The sequence below is a fragment of the Arthrobacter sp. M2012083 genome (assembly GCF_000281065.1).
GTDB lineage: Bacteria > Actinomycetota > Actinomycetes > Actinomycetales > Micrococcaceae > Arthrobacter.
The window spans coordinates 157,539-177,263 of record NZ_AKKK01000047.1 but is presented as its reverse complement, the minus strand read 5'-3'; the positions used below and the strand labels follow the sequence as shown (position 1 = coordinate 177,263).

The 19,725-nt window shown below is 63.3% G+C and carries 19 protein-coding genes; 5 read left to right on the top strand and 14 right to left on the bottom strand.

Annotation, left to right across the window (positions count from 1 at the left end; all coding sequences use genetic code 11):
• Positions 1 to 27: 27 nt before the first annotated feature.
• From A477_RS0118150 to A477_RS0118135, 4 genes are all read right to left on the bottom strand, one after another.
• The gene (locus A477_RS0118150) at positions 28 to 1,665 is read right to left on the bottom strand and encodes a response regulator transcription factor (RefSeq protein ID WP_017200316.1); all 1,638 of its coding nucleotides are present in this window, start codon (positions 1,663 to 1,665) and stop codon (positions 28 to 30) included.
• Between the two features lie 173 nt (positions 1,666 to 1,838).
• Positions 1,839 to 3,452, bottom strand: coding sequence for a chaperonin GroEL (gene groL / locus A477_RS0118145; RefSeq protein WP_017200315.1), 1,614 nt, complete (start codon positions 3,450 to 3,452; stop codon positions 1,839 to 1,841).
• An 84-nt stretch (positions 3,453 to 3,536) separates the two neighbouring features.
• On the bottom strand, positions 3,537 to 3,833 hold the full coding sequence (gene groES / locus A477_RS0118140; protein WP_011775524.1) for a co-chaperone GroES: 297 nt from the start codon (positions 3,831 to 3,833) through the stop codon (positions 3,537 to 3,539).
• 191 nt (positions 3,834 to 4,024) lie between these two features.
• Positions 4,025 to 4,387, bottom strand: a complete 363-nt coding sequence (locus tag A477_RS0118135) for a hypothetical protein (protein WP_017200314.1) — start codon at positions 4,385 to 4,387, stop codon at positions 4,025 to 4,027.
• Positions 4,388 to 4,454: 67 nt separating this feature from the next.
• Here A477_RS0118135 and A477_RS0118130 point away from each other — a divergent pair, with 67 nt between their 5' ends.
• Positions 4,455 to 5,684: a THUMP-like domain-containing protein gene (locus tag A477_RS0118130; RefSeq protein WP_017200313.1), complete on the top strand. Its 1,230-nt coding sequence runs from the start codon at positions 4,455 to 4,457 to the stop codon at positions 5,682 to 5,684.
• A 13-nt stretch (positions 5,685 to 5,697) separates the two neighbouring features.
• On the opposite strand, the gene A477_RS0118125 is transcribed toward A477_RS0118130, so the two are convergent.
• From A477_RS0118125 to A477_RS0118115, 3 genes are read right to left on the bottom strand one after another with little or no spacing between them, the layout of a single operon-like run.
• The gene (locus A477_RS0118125) at positions 5,698 to 6,510 is read right to left on the bottom strand and encodes a shikimate 5-dehydrogenase (protein ID WP_017200312.1); all 813 of its coding nucleotides are present in this window, start codon (positions 6,508 to 6,510) and stop codon (positions 5,698 to 5,700) included.
• A 25-nt stretch (positions 6,511 to 6,535) separates the two neighbouring features.
• Positions 6,536 to 6,658 carry a type B 50S ribosomal protein L36 gene (gene ykgO / locus A477_RS0118120; RefSeq protein ID WP_011775528.1) on the bottom strand — a complete coding sequence of 41 codons (123 nt, stop codon included), beginning with the start codon at positions 6,656 to 6,658 and terminating at the stop codon, positions 6,536 to 6,538.
• Positions 6,659 to 6,687: 29 nt separating this feature from the next.
• Positions 6,688 to 7,839, bottom strand: a complete 1,152-nt coding sequence (locus tag A477_RS0118115; RefSeq protein WP_017200311.1) for a GTP-binding protein — start codon at positions 7,837 to 7,839, stop codon at positions 6,688 to 6,690.
• Between the two features lie 163 nt (positions 7,840 to 8,002).
• On the opposite strand from A477_RS0118115, the gene A477_RS0118110 reads away from it, so the two are divergent.
• Positions 8,003 to 9,154, top strand: coding sequence for a glutamate--cysteine ligase (locus A477_RS0118110; RefSeq protein WP_017200310.1), 1,152 nt, complete (start codon positions 8,003 to 8,005; stop codon positions 9,152 to 9,154).
• A 10-nt stretch (positions 9,155 to 9,164) separates the two neighbouring features.
• Here A477_RS0118110 and tsaD read toward each other — a convergent pair whose 3' ends face one another.
• From tsaD to A477_RS0118080, 6 genes are all read right to left on the bottom strand, one after another.
• On the bottom strand, positions 9,165 to 10,310 hold the full coding sequence (tsaD, locus tag A477_RS0118105) for a tRNA (adenosine(37)-N6)-threonylcarbamoyltransferase complex transferase subunit TsaD (protein WP_017200309.1): 1,146 nt from the start codon (positions 10,308 to 10,310) through the stop codon (positions 9,165 to 9,167).
• On the bottom strand, positions 10,307 to 10,804 hold the full coding sequence (gene rimI / locus A477_RS0118100; protein WP_017200308.1) for a ribosomal protein S18-alanine N-acetyltransferase: 498 nt from the start codon (positions 10,802 to 10,804) through the stop codon (positions 10,307 to 10,309). The genes tsaD and rimI overlap by 4 nt, the downstream gene beginning before the upstream one ends.
• Before the next feature lie 13 nt (positions 10,805 to 10,817).
• Positions 10,818 to 11,489, bottom strand: a complete 672-nt coding sequence (tsaB, locus tag A477_RS0118095) for a tRNA (adenosine(37)-N6)-threonylcarbamoyltransferase complex dimerization subunit type 1 TsaB (RefSeq protein WP_017200307.1) — start codon at positions 11,487 to 11,489, stop codon at positions 10,818 to 10,820.
• On the bottom strand, positions 11,489 to 12,067 hold the full coding sequence (tsaE, locus tag A477_RS0118090) for a tRNA (adenosine(37)-N6)-threonylcarbamoyltransferase complex ATPase subunit type 1 TsaE (protein ID WP_017200306.1): 579 nt from the start codon (positions 12,065 to 12,067) through the stop codon (positions 11,489 to 11,491). The genes tsaB and tsaE overlap by 1 nt, the downstream gene beginning before the upstream one ends.
• The gene (gene alr, locus A477_RS0118085; protein ID WP_017200305.1) at positions 12,064 to 13,305 is read right to left on the bottom strand and encodes an alanine racemase; all 1,242 of its coding nucleotides are present in this window, start codon (positions 13,303 to 13,305) and stop codon (positions 12,064 to 12,066) included. Before alr ends, tsaE begins: the two co-directional genes overlap by 4 nt.
• Before the next feature lie 65 nt (positions 13,306 to 13,370).
• Positions 13,371 to 14,465: a carbohydrate kinase family protein gene (locus A477_RS0118080; protein ID WP_237715828.1), complete on the bottom strand. Its 1,095-nt coding sequence runs from the start codon at positions 14,463 to 14,465 to the stop codon at positions 13,371 to 13,373.
• A 64-nt stretch (positions 14,466 to 14,529) separates the two neighbouring features.
• Between A477_RS0118080 and A477_RS0118075 the strand changes: the two genes are divergently transcribed.
• The gene (locus A477_RS0118075) at positions 14,530 to 15,903 is read left to right on the top strand and encodes a 6-phospho-beta-glucosidase (RefSeq protein WP_017200303.1); all 1,374 of its coding nucleotides are present in this window, start codon (positions 14,530 to 14,532) and stop codon (positions 15,901 to 15,903) included.
• Here the strand turns inward: A477_RS0118075 and A477_RS0118070 are convergent.
• Positions 15,900 to 16,418 carry a GNAT family N-acetyltransferase gene (locus tag A477_RS0118070; RefSeq protein WP_017200302.1) on the bottom strand — a complete coding sequence of 173 codons (519 nt, stop codon included), beginning with the start codon at positions 16,416 to 16,418 and terminating at the stop codon, positions 15,900 to 15,902. The two genes, A477_RS0118075 and A477_RS0118070, sit on opposite strands and share 4 nt — an antisense overlap.
• A 111-nt stretch (positions 16,419 to 16,529) precedes the next feature.
• Between A477_RS0118070 and mshA the strand changes: the two genes are divergently transcribed.
• On the top strand, positions 16,530 to 17,774 hold the full coding sequence (gene mshA, locus A477_RS0118065; protein ID WP_017200301.1) for a D-inositol-3-phosphate glycosyltransferase: 1,245 nt from the start codon (positions 16,530 to 16,532) through the stop codon (positions 17,772 to 17,774).
• 112 nt (positions 17,775 to 17,886) lie between these two features.
• Positions 17,887 to 19,575: a formate--tetrahydrofolate ligase gene (locus A477_RS0118060; RefSeq protein WP_017200300.1), complete on the top strand. Its 1,689-nt coding sequence runs from the start codon at positions 17,887 to 17,889 to the stop codon at positions 19,573 to 19,575.
• Positions 19,576 to 19,725: the final 150 nt, after the last annotated feature.

Sequence of the window (19,725 nt, the reverse complement as noted above, 5' to 3'; positions counted from 1 at the left end):
AACGAGCGAATACCTCAACAGATGGCGTTAGCCCAACAGATGGTGGTCGAACGCATACCGGGTCGCAGCCACGCGCGATGGCACAGCGAGTTTGGTCAGGATATTGCTGACGTGCCGCGCAACTGTTTTTTCGCTGAGGTAGAGGGAACGGGCAATGGTTTTGTTCGCGTTGCCCTCCGCCACCAGACGCAGGACCTCCAGTTCGCGGACAGTAAGCGGCGAGCCAGTGCCTTGATCGTGTTCCCCACTGATGCCCGCTACGTCAGAGGCCGCGGGAGCGGCGCCCAGCTCCACGAATTCCGCCCGGGCCGCTTCGAATTCCATGGTGGCCGAATCAGGGTCGCCCAGCGCCGCGCAGGCCCTGCCCGCCAGCACGCGGCAACGGGCAGCCTCATACGGTGCTTCAAGGGAGAACCACAGCCTCCATGCCGTCCGCGCCGCCAACAGGGCAGCTTCCGCGCTGCCTTCAGCCAACAGCACGCTTGCCTCCGCGTGCGCGGCGAGGGCGGCTTCCAGAGGGCGCTTTGCCGGGTCAACAAGGGACGCAAATTCGTCGGCAGCGGACCGTGCCGCGGCCAAGTCGCCAGAGGCGAGTTCCACCTCAACCAAAGCCGGGAGAAGCCTTCGCCGGTTGGCAGGATCCGACGCTGCCACTGAACGACGCAACATGGACTGGGCCTGGGGGCCGTTCTGCTGGGCCAATCGCATCAGGGCCATACCGGGAAGAGGCTCGAAACCTGTCTCGCCCGCCCTTGCATAGGCAGCTTCGGCTTCGGCCAGCCTTCCCCTGAGACGGAGAATTTCCCCTTGCTGGTACCAAGCGCCGTAAGTGGCTTCCGGGTCGCCGCGCCGCGCCCGGTCTTGGGCAATCCGCGCTGCGGCAAGGGCGTCATCCCATGCGCCATGGAGGAGAAACAACTCCGCCCGGTGGGATTGGCACTGCCCGCTGAACATGACCATATCCGGCCTGTCCCCGCACCATTTCTCCAACGCGGCCGTCCACTCTTGGGCACGGCGGACATCCAACACCAAACGGCAGTTGCCGATCACCGCACAGTAGATGATCCCGGACGGGATAGGGGAAACTTCGCCAGCGGTGACAGAAACCATTACTTCGTCAAGAAGTTGGAGGCCCTCATCCGGGAATCCGAGGGTGAGCCTGGCGGTTCCCACTCCGAGCTGGCCCAGCGCCATGAGGTCCTTGTCCTGGAAATGCCGGCCGATCTCCAACGCCCGGCTGAAAATCGCAAGGCTCGCCTCCGGAGCTCCGCCGTACAGGGCACCAAGTGCCTCCGGAACCAACAGGTAGCCCTCTGCTGCGGTAGGGCTGTCCAGCCCTTCCACCAGATGCTTGGCCCGGGACATCCAACCGCTGCTGCGGGCGGGCTCACCGAGGTCCATCAAGTACAGCACCAGCCACGCTGCGCAGCGCGCGGCACTATCGGTGTCGCCCAGCGTGACGAATTCGTCGTGCGCCCGGGTCAAGTAGGCCACGCCCTCGGTGTCTTTGCCCAACAGCATCGCTACGGATGCCACCAACTCGATGTCCTGCGGAGGCAGTCCCCCGGCGGTGTCGGCGCGTGCGAGGCATTCGAAGGCATCGCTCCAGCGGTGCTCGGAGAATGCCGAGCGTCCCAGGTCCAAAGCTGTGGCAGGTATCGTCATGGCTCACCCGTCAGCGTCGATGCGCCCCGTTGACGCACCCAAGCCGCCGTATTAGCGTCAGGTTACCGCCGCCGTCGTGCGCTCACAATAGCTGAGCGACACAGGCCACGGCACCACCCCGGAACCAACAAAAGCCCCGGTCAAGGTGACCGGGGCTTTTGTATAACAGGCTGTTAGTGCTGGTGGCCTGCGTGTGCGTCTTCTTCCTCAGCCGGCTTCTCGGCGACCAGGGTCTCGGTGGTGAGAACCAGGGCAGCGATGGAAGCGGCGTTGCGGAGAGCCGAACGGGTGACCTTGACGGGGTCGATCACGCCAGCGGCGATCAGGTCCTCGTACTCGCCGGACTTGGCGTTGAAGCCGTGGTTGGCTTCCAGCTCGGAAACCTTGGCAACAACCACGAAACCATCGAAGCCGGCGTTCTGGGCGATCCAGCGCAGAGGCTGAACCAAGGCGCGGCGAACAATGCCAACAGCAGCTGCCGCGTCACCCTCCAGGGCCTTGACGGCCGGGGACTCGTCCAGCGCCTTGAGGGCGTGGATCAGGGCGGAACCGCCACCGGAAACGATGCCTTCTTCGAGGGCTGCACGCGTGGAGGAAACAGCGTCCTCGATGCGGTGCTTCTTTTCCTTCAGCTCAACCTCGGTGGCTGCGCCAACCTTGATCACGCCGATGCCGCCGGCCAACTTGGCCAGGCGTTCCTGCAGCTTTTCCTTGTCCCAGTCGGAGTCCGTCCGGGTGAGCTCAGCACGCAGCTGCGCCACGCGGTCGGCAACGTCCTGAGCCGTGCCGGCACCGTCAACGATGGTGGTGTTGTCCTTGGTCACCGTGATACGGCGAGCGGTACCAAGTACCTCGAGGCCAACGCTGTCCAGGGTCAGGCCGAGGTCCGGGGAAACAACCTGGGCGCCCGTGAGCGTCGCGATGTCCTGGAGCATGGCCTTGCGGCGGTCGCCGAAGCCCGGAGCCTTGACGGCAACAACGTTGAGCGTGCCGCGGATACGGTTGACGATCAGCGTGGAGAGGGCTTCGCCTTCGATGTCTTCAGCAATGATGAAGAGCGGCTTGTTGGCCTGCAGGGCCTTTTCCAGCAGCGGCAGGAAGTCCTGCAGCGAGGAGATCTTGCCCTGGTTGATCAGGATGAGGGCGTCTTCAAGAACTGCTTCCTGGCGCTCTGCGTCGGTGACGAAGTACGGGGAAAGGTAGCCCTTGTCGAACTGCATGCCCTCGGTGAGCACCAGTTCGGTCTGGGTGGTGGAGGATTCTTCAATGGTGATGACACCATCCTTGCCAACCTTGCCGAACGCTTCAGCCAGCAGCTCGCCAACCTCGTCGCTCTGCGCGGAGATCGCTGCGACACTGGCAACCTGGGTGCCCTCAACTTCGCGGGCGTTCTCCAGGAGGCGGGCTGCGATGGCTTCTACGGAAACCTCGATGCCGCGCTTGATCTCGCCAGGAGCGGCGCCGGCAGCAACGTTGCGGAGGCCCTCCTTGACCAGGGCCTGTGCCAGCACGGTGGCCGTGGTGGTGCCGTCGCCGGCTACATCGTTGGTCTTGGTGGCTACTTCCTTGGCCAGCTGTGCGCCAAGGTTCTCGTAGGGGTCGTCAAGCTCAACTTCGCGGGCGATGGTCACGCCGTCGTTGGTGATCGTGGGAGCGCCCCACTTCTTGTCCAGCACGACGTTGCGGCCGCGCGGGCCAAGCGTCACCTTGACAGTGTTGGCGAGCTTGTCGATACCGGCCTCAAGAGACCGGCGGGCAGCATCGTTAAAAGCAAGCTGCTTTGCCATGGTTGTGTCCTTTCAAGACAGAAAACCCGCACCGCTGACGGTCGGAATGATTCCAACGCGGCGGCGGTGCGGGGCTCCAGGAAGTTACTTTACGACGATCGCAAGGACGTCGCGGGCGGACAGAACGAGGTACTCGTTGCCGCCGGTCTTGACTTCGGTTCCACCGTACTTGGAGTAGATGACGACGTCGCCAACAGCTACGTCAACCGGTACGCGGTTGCCGTTGTCATCGAAGCGGCCGGGGCCGATTGCAACAACTTCGCCTTCCTGCGGCTTCTCCTGTGCGGAGTCCGGAATGACCAGGCCGGAAGCCGTGGTCTGCTCTGCTTCGAGCGGGCGAACAACAATACGATCCTCAAGAGGCTTAATCGAGACCGACACTCGGACTCTCCTTTTCATGAGCTGATTCATGGACTAAGAACTAGGGTGCCGGAGCGTACAACCGTCGTCGCGGTGCCGGAAGACGCTTGGCGTGATTAGCACCCTCCGGGGGAGAGTGCTAACAAGACTCTATGTAAGCGTTAGCACTCGGTCAAGGCGAGTGCCAGAATTTCGTCATGAGTGAACCTCCGTCACCGGCCGGTGAGGTCGTCCAGGTCGTAGTCTTCGCCGTCGTCGTCCTCGTCCAACGGAGTATTGCCGCGGTTCAGATACAGCACTACGGCAGCGGCAATAGCTACGACGCCGGAGATCACCAAGGTGATGATTCCACCGGTTCTGGCGCCGCTGTAGAGTTCGCGGATGCCCCGCGCTTCTTCGGTGGCGTCGTTAACGCTCTTGCCGGCGACGGAGTAGGTGGCGGCATTGAAGGAATCCAGCGCGAAGATAATGATTAGCAGGCCGACGCAAACCACCGCGATCACTGCCCCCGCTATCAGGGCCGGACGAGCGAACTTTGTCATGGTGGAGTGATGCGGGGCTGCGTTGTCTTCCATGAAAACAACCCTATCGGGCTGATCCGCCGGTCACGTTGTCAAGCACCGCGCCGTTAGGCTTGATCCCATGCCTCACGCACCGCAGGAACAGATCGCGCCCTTGCTGACAACTGAAGGATGGGAACTTCTTGCCTCCTTGGGGCCCTACCGGGAAGCCGATTCGTTCAGCGTCAATGCCGAGCTCCGGAAAGCGGGCCACTCCCCCGAACTCGTGGCCGCGGTCCTCACGCAATCCCGCCTGCGGACACGTGCCGAGGCCAAGTTCGGCGAGTTCGCCCGGCAGATGCTTTTCACTCAAGCGGGACTGGAGCAGGCAACGCGCTTGAACGTCGCCGCACGGCACGCCGAGCGTTTCGCGAAGGCCGGAATCTCCCACGTTGCCGACCTCGGCTGCGGCCTTGGTGCCGATTCCATGGCATTGGCTTCCATGGACATTTCGGTGACCGCCGTTGAGATGGATGAAACCACTGCCGCCTGCGCCACGATCAACCTCATGCCCTTCCCCCACGCCACCGTTGTCCATGCGGATGCAACCTCCGTGGAGCTGGACGGCATGGACGGCGTGTGGTTGGATCCTGCACGTCGAATAACGTCCACCTCCGGCACCAAGCGGATCTGGGACCCTGAAGCTTTCTCTCCCCCACTGTCCTTCGTGGAGCGCCTGACAGCCACGGGGCGGGCCATCGGCGTCAAGATGGGACCCGGCATCCCCCACGATTCCGTTCCCTCCGGCTGCGAAGCCCAGTGGGTCTCAGTGGGCGGCGACGTTACCGAAGTGACCTTGTGGTTCAACGCAGTGGCCCGCCCGGGCGTGCGTCGCGCGGCGCTGGTTATCGGCAGCAAGGGTGCCGCTGAAATCACCAGCGGCGCGGATTTCGACGGCGGTCCGGTAGCCGCCGTCGGGCCTGTTGAGGGCTTCCTCTACGAACCCGATGGTGCCGTGATCCGCGCAGGACTGGTGGCCGACGTCGCCGAACGGCTGGGTGGGCATCTGGTGGACGAACACATCGCCTACATCTGCGCCCCTGAGCTGCACGACACCCCGTTCGCCCGTGCTTACAAAGTGCTTGAGGTGATGCCCTACAACGTCAAGTCGCTCAAGGCGTGGGTGAAGAGCAACGGCATCACGGTCCTGGATATCAAGAAGCGCGGCACGGCAGTGACCCCGGAAGAGTTGCGCAAGCAACTGCTTCCCGCCAAGCCCGTCAAGGGCAAGGATGCGAAAACAGCCACTCTGGTCCTCACCAGGATCGGCGAGGAAAGAGTGGCTGTTGTCGTGGAGCCAGTGGCGGCCTGATGCGTCACAAGAGCTAGCGGCGGGAGAACTCCGAGGCCTCACGCACCTGCCCGGGGCTGGGACGCACGCCCGTGTACAGGACGAACTGCTCCTCGGCTTGGATAGCGATGACTTCGGCGCCGGTGATTACCTTTTTGTTGGCTCTCCGGGCAGCGGTGATGAGCGGCGTCTCCGACGGCAATGCCACGACGTCGAACACCACTTGGGCGGCGGCAATAGTGGCGTCGTCGAAGGACTGGGCGGTTTCATCCGCGCCTGCCATTCCCAGCGGAGTGACATTGATGATGAGGTCCGCGGTTGAGCCGTTGACGTCGTCCTGCCATCCGAAGCCGTAGAGATCAGCCAACGCGCGGCCGGAGCCCTCATTGCGGGCCACGATGGTTACGGCGGTGAATCCGGCGTCCCGGAGGGCCGCGGCTACGGCCTTGGCCATGCCGCCGGCGCCGCGGAGCAGCACCGTGTGGCTGCTGGGAACCTGGTGGTCCTTGAGGAGCCTGGCGATCGCGATGTAGTCCGTGTTGTAAGCGGTGAGGACACCGTGGTCATTGACGATGGTGTTCACCGAATCAATGGCTTTGGCCGAGGGGTCCATGACGTCAACCAGCGGGATGACGGCTTCCTTGTACGGCATGGACACCGCGGCGCCCCGGATCGGGAGGCCGCGGATGCCCGCCACCGCGAGGGTGATGTCTGCGGGGGCGAAAGCCTTGTAGACAAAGTTCAGGCCGAGCAGATCGTACAGATAGTTGTGGAACCTGGTCCCGATATTGCTGGGCCGGGCCGCAAGCGAAATGCACAGGGACATGTCTTTGTTCAGGATTGGCATTCCCCCATTAAACAACGCCGTGCTGTTAGCCCTGCCGCGCCTTCATCCGCGGGTTGTTCTTGTTGATGACGAAGGTGCGCCCCCGCCTACGCACGATCTGGGCACCGGGGATCTTCTTGAGGGCACGCAGCGAATTCCTGACTTTCATGGTGATTCTCCTTTGTGTGGGTGTTCGGTTTAGAGGGCGTCGCTGAGTTCCAGGGGGTCATCCCAGACGCCGAAATCCTGCTCCATCTCCGCCTCCGTCAATTGGCAACCGTCCAAGAGCTGGCTGATTTCCTGCGGATCAATGTCATCCGACCTTCCAGTGATGGCTAGGACAGTTCCGCGGTCGCCATTGCCGGGATGCCAGTCAAGGAGGGAGTCGACGTCGGCACCCGCCTTTCCCGGGCGCATCAGGCCTGGCGCTGATTCAGCGGAGTCGGCCAGCCACTTTCCGGTGCTTTCCAGCCACACACGTGGCCCGATTCCCTGAACGGCAATCCGCGTTTTAGGCGCTGAAGCAATCCACAGGCGGCCGCGCAGCCAATGAGTGCCGGCCGCCAGCTGTGGAAGCGCATCACGGAAGCGTCCAGGATGCAGTGGTCGACCCGCTTTATGGAGCACCGTCCGGAAGGAACCTTCCGCATCGCTGACGGGCACACGCACGACGCCGGGCTTGTTACGGGCCGCTGCTTCGGCGTCGTCGAAGCATCCCGGCCGGTAGTCGTCAGCCGCGCCAACAACGCTGGCATGGGACGCCAACTGGCCAAGCAATTCGACGCCCAGCAGCCACTGTGCGGAACCTTCGCGCGGATCTCCGGTCAGCGCGGCACCCAGTCCGGGGTGCACCATGACGGTGTCCACCTGCCCGAACTCGCCGATCAGAAATTCTCCGCTGGTGCGCTCATCAGTGGGCATGGATGTAAATCCTGATTCGAAGAGCGTGTGACGATCCCAGATATGGTCGTCCAGGTCTACGGGGTCCAGGGCCAGCACGGCGTTGTCGATCGCCGCAGGGCTGCTCAATCCACGCCGAAGCCCGGTGACGGCCATCCCTGCTGCAACGCCGGGCGGGAGGCCCAGGACAACGTGGTCGAAGCCGCATGAGGCGAGGCGTTCCGCCGTCGGGACTACGTCCAACCTGACGGTGCAGCTAAGGCAACCATGCTCCAATACCGTGGTTTCGCGTTCGAACAGCTGGCCGTTCCGATAGACGCGCCGCAGGACCAGGGAACCATCCAGAAGATCGTGAAGGACCACCACGGAATTGGCGTGCGTTTGGCCGAGCCTGGCCGCGGCCGACTCCCGGCACTGGCTGTCCAGGGAACTGAGGACTGTGAGATGCATGCCTCGATTCTATTGCGAAGCATTCTCATTAGCAAATGATGATGCTTGTCGTCCCTAGCTCACAGCAGCCACCTATGTTCCGGCTGCATTAGACTTGATCCGACCGCTGGCGGCCCCACAGCGGGGAACCGCGTCCGGCTGAGACAGACTATGAGGGGACTACGTGCAGATTGATTTTGCGCCATCCAGGCAATCGACACTGGGTGTGGAATGGGAGTTGGCGCTCGTCAATGCACGCACCGGGGAATTGGTCTCCGTGGCCAACGACGTCCTGAAGGGCGTCGCCGCGAACCACCCCGACCTCAACGAGGACGACGAACACCCCCATATCAAGCGCGAACTGCTCCTCAATACTGTGGAACTGGTCACTGGCATCTGCGAGACCGTCAAGGATGCCAAAGAGGACCTCAGCCGTTCCCTCGCCGCCGTCCGTGAAGTCACCGATCCCATGGGTGTGGAAGTCTTCTGCGCAGGCAGCCACCCCTTCAGCCCGCCCCTGCTCCAGCCCGTCACGGACAAGGAGCGATACGCCAAGCTGATCGAACGGACCCAATGGTGGGGACGCCAAATGGTGATCTACGGCGTTCACGTCCATGTGGGCATCGACCGCCGGGACAAGGTCCTTCCCATTCTGGATGGCCTGGTCAACTACTTCCCGCACTTCCAAGCGTTGTCCGCCTCCAGCCCTTACTGGGCCGGCGAAGAAACCGGATACGCCTCCCAACGTGCGCTCATGTTCCAGCAGCTTCCCACTGCCGGGCTTCCCTTCCAGTTCGAAACATGGGAAGCCTACGAGTCCTACGTCCAGGACATGTTCACCACAGGTGTCATCGACGCAACCTCGGAAATCCGCTGGGACATCCGGCCGGTGTCGAACCTGGGCACCATCGAGATGCGCATCTGCGACGGCTTGGCCACACTTGAAGAAGTAGGCGCTATTGCTGCGCTGACCCAATGCCTGGTGGACGAGTTCTCCTCCATCCTTGATGCCGGTGGCAGCATCCCCACCATGCCGCCGTGGCATGTGCAGGAGAACAAATGGCGTGCCGCACGCTACGGCATGGAAGCCATCATCATCCTCGATGCCCAGGGCAACGAGCAGCTGGTCACGGAGCACCTCGCGGAAACCGTCGCCCGGCTGGAACCTGTGGCAGCCAAGCTGGGTTGCTCAGAAGAACTGGCAGACGTCCTGAAGATCATCGAGCGCGGAGCAAGCTACCAGCGGCAGCGCCGGGTGGCCGCAGAACACAACGGTGACCTGCAGGCAGTGGTCATGGACCTCGTGAAACAGATGCGCAAAGGACCTGACGCGTAGCTGGTACAGCTCAGGCAGCCACTGACACCGTAGTTACCGGCATTGAGGAATCAGGCGCGAACTCCACTCCGCTGGGAGCAATGCCGGCCATGATCAGCTGCGCTCCGAGCGCGGCAACCATGGCCCCGTTATCCGTGCACAGGTCCAGCGGCGGAACATGCAGCTTGATTCCCGCGGAAGTACAGCGCTGCCCAGTCAGTTCCCGCAGCCTCGAGTTTGCTGCAACGCCCCCACCCAGCAGGACGTCAGTGATGCCGTGCTCTTTGCAGGCCAGGACTGCCTTTGAACTGATAACGTCCACCACGGCCTCCTGGAACGCCGCGGCGATGTCTGCCACAGGAACTTCCTCGCCGCGGGCTTCGAACTGCTCAACGCACCGGGCCACTGCCGTTTTCAGGCCGCTGAAGGACCAGTCGTAGCGGTGCGGGCCCTTGTCCTCCGCGGTGCCCATGTACTTGGGCTGGGTGAGCCCGCGCGGGAAGCGGATGGACTTGGGGTTGCCTTGGCGTGCAAGTTTGTCGATGGCGGGCCCACCCGGATACCCGAGGCCGAGGATGCGGGCCACTTTGTCATAGGCTTCGCCGGCGGCGTCGTCGATGGTTGAACCCAGCAGCTGGACATCGTCAGTGATGCTTCGGATGCGAAGGATTTCCGTGTGCCCACCCGATACCAGCAGTGCTCCGAGGTTCTCCGGCAGCTTCCCGGCACCCAAGCCGGCGGCAGCAACGGCGTCGGGCGCTCCACCCGAAGCTGCCCTGCCATCCAGCAGTCCCACGCCAACGTGCGCCACCAGGTGATTGATGGCATAGAGCGGTTTGCCGGTTGCGACAGCGAGCGCCTTCGCAGCGCAAACACCCACCATCAGCGCACCTGCGAGGCCCGGACCGGACGTGACGGCAATGGCATCGATATCATCCAAGGTGACGCCAGCCTCGTGGAGCGACTCCTGCAAGGTGGGCACAAAGGCATCCAAGTGGGCGCGTGATGCGATCTCCGGGATGACGCCGCCAAAGCGAACATGTTCATCCATGGACGATGACACCGTGTTGGTCAGCAAGGTGGTCCCCCGCACGATGCCCACACCGGTCTCGTCGCAGGATGACTCAATGCCAAGCACCAGCGGCTGCTTTGGCTGTTCCGGATACGGCCCGCTCACGCTGTGGCTCCTTCTTGGGGTTTGTTCAATTCAAGACGCATAATCAGGGCGTCCGTGCCGTCCCTGTAGTAGCGGGGCCTGACGTGGATCTGCTCGAAGCCGAACCGCAGGTACAGTTGCTGGGCGCGTGGGTTGTCCGCCCGGACTTCCAGCAGGACATCCTCCGCACGGCGGCGCCGAGCTTCGTCAATCAGTTCTGCCAGGACAGCAGAGCCAATGCCCTTGCCCTCGAATTCAGGCACGACGGCGATCGTCTGGACGTCCGCGATCGGCTCGATGCACATCAATCCGGCGTAAGCCACGATCTCCCCTGCAACCTCTGCCACCACGTATCGCCGTGTCTCGGGCTGGGCCAGCTCGTCGAAGAACATCTGCAGGGGCCACGCGTCCACGGGGAACAAGCGGCGCTCCAGGACCTCCACGGCCGGGACGTCGGCCTCGGTCATTTCGCGCAGGGAAACCCCTTCGAGTTCCATCTTGGGTGACAGTTTCACAGTGTCCCTCCCATCACAGTGCGCGCTTCCTGGGCCCGGGCACCTGGGCGTCCGATTCCCGCAAATACAGAGGTGTTGAGTCAAGCAAGGCCTGCCCGGCAGTGAGCTTTGCCAGGGCGAATTGGCCCAACGAAGCCGCATCCGGCTGGGTGGTTGCGAAATCTTCATCCGCCTTGAGGACATCGGCGTATAAGCCTGCTCCCGCGCCGAACACCGGCAACTCGGGCAACTCAGAAGCGAAACCAACATGGGGGCCGTCCACGAGTTCCGGAAGCTGGCCCTCGGCCAGGGTGTAACGGGCCCAATAGACCTCTTTGCGCCGGGCATCCGTCGCCACCAGGAATTCGGGGGTCGCTGCGGTGGACTCCGCAACTTCCAAGGCGATGGCATCCAGGCTCATGAGCCCGTACAACGGCTTGTCCCACACGAAGGCGAGAGTGCGGGCGGTCGCGATACCGGAGCGGAGGCCGGTAAACGGGCCGGGTCCCACGCCGGTGACGATCGCATCGATGTCCGCGCCGGTGACCCCGGCACCAGCCAGGAGCTTCTCGATCCCGGGTGCCAGCACTTCCGCGTGGCTTCGGGTGTCTTCCGTAGTGAAGGAGTCCACTACGCTTTCCATGGCATCGTCCGAGATCAGGGCCGCACTGGCAACCGCTGAGGTATCAATGGCCAGTATCAGCATCAGTTGCCTTCCACCGGTGAAGTAATTTCGAGGAGTTGCGGTGCTTCGGCCCAGCGGGGACCGAAACCGCGGAACACGATGGTGCGGGGTTCGTCGTCGTCATCGGTATCGAAGTCCATGACGCCGCCGTCCGTTGTGGCTTCCGTGTCTTCCCCGCCAACCGACCTGAGAAGGTCAACCTCCAAGCGGCTGTCCGAGAGATGCTCCACCCGGTCCCGGCCCCACTCCACCACGGTGACCGCTGTATCCATGGTGTTCTCGAGATCGATGTCGTCAATCTCCGCTGCCGAGTCCAGGCGGTAGGCGTCAACATGGACCAGGTCGGGGCCCCCGGGCCTGGGGCCATCGGCGCGATTGGGGTGGATCCGTACCAGGACAAAGGTCGGCGAAATGATGCCGGCACGGACACCCAGCCCCTCGCCAAGCCCTTGGGTGAACGTCGTCTTGCCCGCACCCAGTTCTCCGGTCAGGACCAGGAGATCTCCGGCTTCAAGCACCCCACCCAAAGCTGCTGCGAGCGCATGGGTCTGCTCCGCCGTCGAAACCGTGAGGGTGCGCTCCCACTGTGCTTCGCTCACAGCGCGGCCGCATCTGCTGCGTTGTTGACTTCGGCCCGCGCGGGCATCTCATTGACGTAGCTGCGTGGAACCCTGGGGCTGATGCGCGTCACGATTTCGTAGTTGTTGGTTCCCGCCGCGGCCGCCCAATCATCGGCGGTGGGCCCGCCGTTGGCACCGTTGCCGAACATGACAGCCTCGGCGCCCTTGAGGTTCGCCGCCGCTTCAGGGGACAACGGCCCCAGATCGATGACCATTTGGTCCATGGCAATCCTGCCAACCACCGGGTAGTTGATGCCCTCCACCCGCACAGGACCTCCCGTGGCAATCCGCGGGACGCCGTCTGCATACCCGAGCGGCACCAAGCCCAGCGTGCTTTCCTGGCTGGTCCGGTAATGGAGTCCGTAGGAAACGCCCTGGCCTTCGGGCACCTTTTTGCAGTTGGACAGAAGAGTCCGGACCGTCATTGCGGGATGCAAGCCAAGTTCCGCGGACGTAGCCCCTTCGAAGGGCGACAATCCGTAGATGCCCAGGCCCACTCGGACGAGGTCAAAGTGTGAGTCGGGGCGGGACAACGCTGCAGGCGTGTTGGCAATGTGCCGGACCTCGGTATCCACGCCTGCGTCTTCGGCCATGGCGAGGGCTTCGCGAAAAACAGCCAATTGATCATCGGTTTCAGGGCGCTGGGGTTCGTCAGCAACGGCGAGGTGGGAGAAGATGCCCACAACCCGCAAGAGGCCTTGATCCTGGTATTCCATGGCCTGGCCCAACAACTGGTCCCAGTCTGCGATGGTGCAGCCGTTCCGGCCCAGCCCCGTGTCCACCTTGAGATGCACACGCGCCGGCCGTTCCTGCTCCCGGGCTGCAGCCACCACGGCTTCAAGTTCCCAACCGGAAATTCCGACGTCGATGCCGGCGGCCACTGCCGCTTGGAAGTTGCTTTCGCGGGTATGCAGCCAGGCGAGTAGCGGGGCATCAACTCCGGCGGCACGCAGGGCGAGCGCCTCGGAAATGTGGGCGACACCCAGCCAGGCCGCTCCGGCGTCGAGGGCTGCCCTGGCAACTTGCACGGCGCCGTGCCCATAAGCGTCTGCCTTAACCACGGCCATAACAGCTGCCGGGGAGGCGATGCCGACAAACTGACGAACGTTGTGCCGCACGGCGTCGAGATCAATCACGGCGGAGCGTTCCAGCACCGCTGACTTTGCTATGGAGGCCTTCGACCCGATACCGATATCTGCAGCTGCTTCGTAAGTCACCCTAGAGATTCTAGTGCTGTCAGTGAACTCGGGTTAACTGCGCAGTAGCCGTGGGGCTTTCACAGCTACTGCGCGTCCGACAAATGCGCAATGGTCGCCCGGGCCCGACGCTGTGCTTCCGCGGGGATGTCCTTCACGATCGGTTCCAGGAAGGCGAAGCGCCGCAACCACTGACTTGACTGACGTTCCTTCCGCGCATTCGCCCGCTGCCACCAGTCGGCGATGTCACCCCAACCGGGTGCCGCCAGTGAGCCGCCCACCTCCTGGACCGCCAAGGAGGCGCAAAGGTTCGCGAACCGGAGCCGGTCCCCCAACCTCCACCCTGCCAGGCATCCCACGATGAAGGCGGCCCCGAAGCAGTCCCCGGCGCCCGTGGGATCTGAGGCCGACACGGGCAGGGACGGCACCCACTCCTCTTCCCCCGTTTCCGAATCCACTGCCACCGCGCCTTGGGGGCCAAGGGTTACCACTGCCACGGGCACCCGGTCCGCCAGCGAATATAGCGCCGCCCAGGGGTCTGCTTTGCCGGTAAACGCCATCGCTTCAGGGGCATTGGGCAGGAAGGCGTAAAAGTTTCCCAGCTGGTCCAGTCGGCGCTCTGACCACACCCCTGTTGGGTCCCAGCCCACCACTCCGAACAGCTTGGTGCCTGCCTCATTCGCTGCGAGCATCCACGGTTCCAGTTCCTCGCCCAGGTCAGCGACGGCGGCAAGCGCCTTAGGTGGCTTCCCGATCAGTTCGGAGGAACTGATCGGGGCGGGGTGGCCGTGGGTCACCATGGACCGGTCTTGGTTCACGCACATGGATACCGTGACGGGTGAATGCCAGCCCGGAACCCTCTGCGAGAGCGAAAGGTCAACATGTTCCTGGCTTTCCAGGATCTGCCAGTTGTAGTCACCGTAGCCGTCGTCCCCGAAGGTTGCCGCGAGGTTGGTCCGCAAACCGAGGCGCGCGGCGGCAATGGCTTGGTTCGCGACACCACCGGGGCAGCTGCCCATGCCCTCACTCCAAACCTCAGTGCCGGGTTCGGGCGCGTGCGGGAGCCCGGTGAAGATGATGTCCTGGAATACCGTTCCAGTCAGCAGGAGGTCGCATTGGTGATCCCCATCCGACCGCAGCGCAGCCAGGGGGTCGAATCGTCGCTGGGGTATTGCGTCCATGCACGGCAGACTACGCTGCACGTACTGGGCTGCATAGTCTTGCCGGCCTGCATAGACTCGGACCATGCGGCTCATGATCGCCGGTGGCGGCGGATTCCGGGTTCCCCTTGTATATCGGGCTTTGTGCGCGGGGCCCTTTGCCGGACTTGTGGATGAACTCGTCCTTTTTGACGTGGACGGCTCACGTCTCGCGGCCATGGAGGCGGTCCTCCGGGACATGCCCGCCGACCAAGGTTCCGCGCCCGCCGTCGTGGTCTCCACAGATCTTGGGCAGGCTCTCAGGGGGACGGACATGGTGTTCGCGGCGATCCGTCCGGGCGGCACCGCCGGCAGGATCGCGGACGAACAGGTTCCCTTGCGGCTGGGGTTGCTAGGCCAGGAAACTACTGGCGCCGGAGGTATCTCGTATGCGCTCCGCTCTATCCCCCACATGCTGGAACTCGCCGAAGCCATGCGGCTCCATTGCCCCGACGCGTGGCTGATCAATTTCACGAACCCTGCCGGCATGGTCACTGAAGCGCTGGTTCCCGTTCTGGGGCGCCGGGTGATCGGCATCTGCGACTCCGCAGGTGGTTTGGTCCAGCGGGCGGCCCGCGCTGCCGGTGCGCCCCTTAGAGAAGGAACGCTCGACGGCGTGGGCTACTACGGGCTGAACCACCTCGGCTGGCTTTACCGCTTGGCGCCTGGAGGACACGATCTTTTACCGGATCTGCTGTCCGATTCCGCGGCTCTCGAAACCATGGAGGAGGGGAGGTTGTTCGGGCAGCACACCCTGCTGCAACTTGGCTGCCTGCCCAACGAATACCTGTACTACTACTACCAAACGTCGCAGGCCACCGCAGCCATTGGACAGCAAGGCGAGACGCGCGGAGCGTCCATCCATGACCAGCAACTGGCGCTCTACCCGTCGCTTCTTCAGGCCTCACATCCTTATAAGCTCTGGGATGCTGCCCGGCGCTCCCGCGAGGAAGGGTACCTGGCCGAAGCGCGGACGCATGGGGAGCAGCGCGACGAGTCTGATCTGGCAGGGGGCGGCTACGAACGCGTTGCCCTGTCCGTTATGCGTGCCCTCTCCGGCGGTGGGACCGCCCAGCTGATCCTCAATGTACCCAACTCGCCGGTGTTCCGTGCCGCGTCTACCGCAGAGGTGGCCGTTCCCGGGTTGCCGGCAGACGCCGTCGTCGAGGTTCCTTGCGAGGTAACGCCCGACGGCGCGCTGCCACTTCCGCAGGACCGGCCGGACGGGCAGTTCCTCACTCTGATGCAGCATGTGAAGGAGGTTGAACAGCTGACCATCCGGGCCGTTGTCGGCGGCGAGCGCGAGGCCGCTGTCCAAGCATTTGCCGCTCACCCTTTGGTAGGTTCGGCCCCCTTGGGCCGGCAACTACTGGAAGGGTACGAGGCAGCTTTTCCCGGGCTAAGCCAGTTGTGGGCCTAGAGCTTTCTGTACATGACGTGGAGGCCCACGTAGCCAATCTCCGGGTGGTTGAAGGCTTCGGGAACAGTGGCCAGAATCTTGAACCCCATGGATTGCCACAACCACACGGCCCTTACGTTGCTCTCCACCACGGCGTTGTACTGCATGGAGAGGAACCCGGCTGCCTTGGCTTCGGTCAGCGAGTAGGCACAGAGCGCCCGGGCGATCCCCTGGCCTGAGTTGTTGGCGCCCACCATGTACCCGGCGTTGGCCACATGGCTGCCACCGCCGGATTGGTTGGCGTGGAACTCCCCCGTTCCCAGTATCTCGCCAGTGCCCTGGCGCACCGCCACGAAAGTTTGTCCGGGCGCTTCCTTGATCCACTTGGTCTTGGCTGCATCCTCTGTGGTGTCACGGTCCCAGGTAAAGGTCTCGCCGTCGCGGATCACGGGTTTCAGGATGGACCAGATGCCGGGCCAGTCTTCAGGAGTTGCTTTGCGGATGTGGAAGTTTTGTTCTTGGCTCACAGCCGCCACGCTAGCAGCCTTGTCCACATAGGGGAGTTTGCTCGGCCCGGGACTCGAGCGCAGGAGTAGTGTTTTCTGCAGGGCAAAGCTGATTATTGCCGTGATCGTGAGGAGGACTGGGTGCCGTTGATCCGTCGTGTGGCGTTCCTGTCGTTGCATACCTCCCCCATGGAGCAGCCCGGCGCGGGAGATGCCGGCGGAATGAACGTCTACGTCCGCGCCCTGGCCATGGCACTTGCCGAGTCCGGCGTGGAGGTGGAGATCTTCACCCGGTCCACCAAAGCCGGTCAGCCTGCGGTGGAGCATCCCGGACCGGGGGTCTGCGTCCATAACGTCATGGCAGGTCCGCGGCGCAAACTCCCCAAAGAGGAACTGCCGGCCCTTCTGCACCACATGGTGGAAGAAATCGACAAGATCCGCCACCAACAGCTCCATGGGCGTTACGACGCGATCCATTCCCACTACTGGGTTTCAGGGGTGGCAGGGCTCGAGTTGTCAGAACTGTGGGGTGTCCCGCTGGTCCACACCATGCACACCATGGCCAAAGTCAAAAACCTCGTCCTGGAGTCCGGCGAACGGCCTGAGCCACGGCGCCGCGAAGAAGGCGAACAGCGGATTGTTGACGGCGCCTCCCGGCTGGTTGCCAACACTCCTGCCGAGGCGGACGAACTGGTTTCCCACTACGGGGCGGACCTTGATCGCATTGACGTCGCGCCGCCCGGGGTGGACCTGAAGGTGTTCACGCCGTCATTCCGGCGGAAGTCCCGTTCCTTGCGGGGAGTCAGGCCCGACAGCTTCCATATCCTCTTCGCCGGCAGGATCCAGCGACTCAAAGGCCCGCAGGTTTTTGTCAAAGCGGCCGGCATCCTCCGCCAGCGCAGGCCTGACATCGATCTGGAAATGACTATTCTGGGTTCCCTTAGCGGTGCCAAGGACTTCAATCTCCAGCACTTCATCGAAGACGCCGGACTGGCCGACGTCGTCACTCACCGGCCGCCTGTGGTGGCACCGGAGCTGGCCAGCTGGTTCCGGTCCGCTGACGTAGTGGTGATGCCGTCCTTCAGCGAGTCCTTCGGTTTGGTGGCGTTGGAAGCACAGGCGTGCGGTACGCCCGTGGTCGCCACCAACGTTGGCGGCCTCTCCCGCGCCATCTCGGACGGACGAACCGGCCTGCTGGTGGACGGGCACGACCCCTCAGACTGGGCCGACGCCCTTGAGGATCTTTACGACGACGTGCAAACCCGGGAAGACATGGGCCGGCTCGCCGCCACCCACGCCGAGTCCTTTGGATGGCAGCGCACTGCGGCCATTACCTTGGAAAGTTACCGGGAAGCCGTCGGCGGCCTGCTGGTTCCGCGGCGCTGAGTCTCCGCTCGTATGCGCTCCCGGGCTGATAGATTGTCGCGCACAGCGTAAGAATCAAGTGTCAGAACCCCAGCAGCACCATTCCCGCTGCGGGCAGAGCCGAAGGACAACGATGTCTGAAAACAAGATCCTGAGTGATCTTGACATTGCCCGCCACGCAACCATGCTTCCCATTGAAGACATCGCCGAACGCGCGGGCATCAATGGTGACGCCCTGGAGCTGTACGGGCCCTACAAGGCCAAGATCAACCGGGCCAAGCTGGTATTCCCCCAAGGAAAGACGCCCGGCAAGGTGGTGTTGGTCTCTGCCATGTCTCCGACCCCGGCAGGCGAAGGAAAGTCCACTACCACCGTGGGTCTCGCTGACTCCCTGGCCCGCGCCGGGCACAAAGTGATGATCGCCCTGCGTGAACCCTCCCTGGGCCCCATCCTGGGCATGAAGGGAGGGGCAACCGGCGGCGGGTACTCACAAGTGCTGCCCATGGATGACATCAACCTGCACTTCACCGGGGACTTCCACGCCATCACTTCTGCGAACAACGCCCTCATGGCGCTCGTGGACAACCACGTTTTTCAAGGCAACCAACTCGGAATCGATCCCCGGCGCATGACGTTCAAACGCGTTTTGGACATGAACGATCGCTCGCTACGGGAAGTGGTCATCGGGCTCGGCGGCCCACTACAGGGAGTTCCACGGCAAGACGGCTTCGATATAACGGTCGCGTCGGAAATCATGGCGGTCTTCTGTCTCGCCACGGACCTCGACGACCTTCGGGCACGGCTGGGACGCATCACCTTCGGCTACACCTACGATCGCACCCCGGTCACTGTGTCAGACCTCGGCGTGGAGGGTGCCCTGACCATGCTCCTGAAAGATGCCATCAAGCCGAACCTCGTCCAAACCATCGCGGGCACCCCTGCGTTGGTGCACGGCGGACCCTTCGCGAACATTGCCCACGGCTGCAATTCCCTGATCGCTACCTGCACCGCCATGCAGCTTGCGGACATCGTGGTCACCGAAGCGGGCTTCGGCGCAGACCTGGGCGCTGAGAAGTACATGGACATCAAGGCGCGCATCGCCGACGTGGCGCCATCCGCCGTCGTGGTGGTTGCAACAATCCGCGCCTTGAAGATGCAGGGCGGGGTTCCCAAGGAGAAGCTCAGCGAGCCAAACATCGAGGCCATGGCAGCCGGCGTCGAGAACTTGAAAAGGCACGTGGGCAACGTCGCGAAGTTCGGCATTTCGCCGGTTGTGTCCATCAACAAGTTTGGAACCGACACTCCCGAGGAACTTGAGTGGCTCCTCGCCTGGTGCGCAGCAGAAGGCGTGGAAGCCGCCGTTGCTGATGTTTGGGGCCGCGGGGGCGGAGGCGACGGGGGTGACGAGCTCGCTGCCAAAGTTGCGGCGGCCCTGGAAGCGCCCTCCGACTTCCGCCACCTGTACCCGCTGGAGCTCAGCGTTGAGGACAAGATCCAAACGATTGTGCAGGAGATCTACGGGGCCGATGGCGTGGAGTTCTCAGTTCCGGCACTCAGGCGCCTCGCCGAGATCGAGAGGAACGGCTGGTCAGGACTCCCAGTGTGCATGGCCAAGACACAGTATTCCTTCACTGACGATGCCTCCAGGCTTGGAGCGCCCAAGGGATTCCGGGTGCACGTCCGCGAGCTGATTCCCAAGACGGGTGCCGGGTTCATTGTTGCGTTGACCGGCGCGGTGATGACCATGCCCGGCCTCCCCAAGGAACCCGCTGCGATGCGCATGGACGTGGACGCTGACGGCAACCCCACTGGCCTTTTCTAGCCCTCTCTCACATCCACCCCCTTCAACCCGCCCCTCTCTCACAACCCAACCCCTTCAACCCGACCCTCTCTCACTCCTTTTAGGAAAGTGATAGAGCGTCCGGCCCAAACCCGAGGAAAGTGATAGAGCGTCCGGCCCAAACCCGAGGAA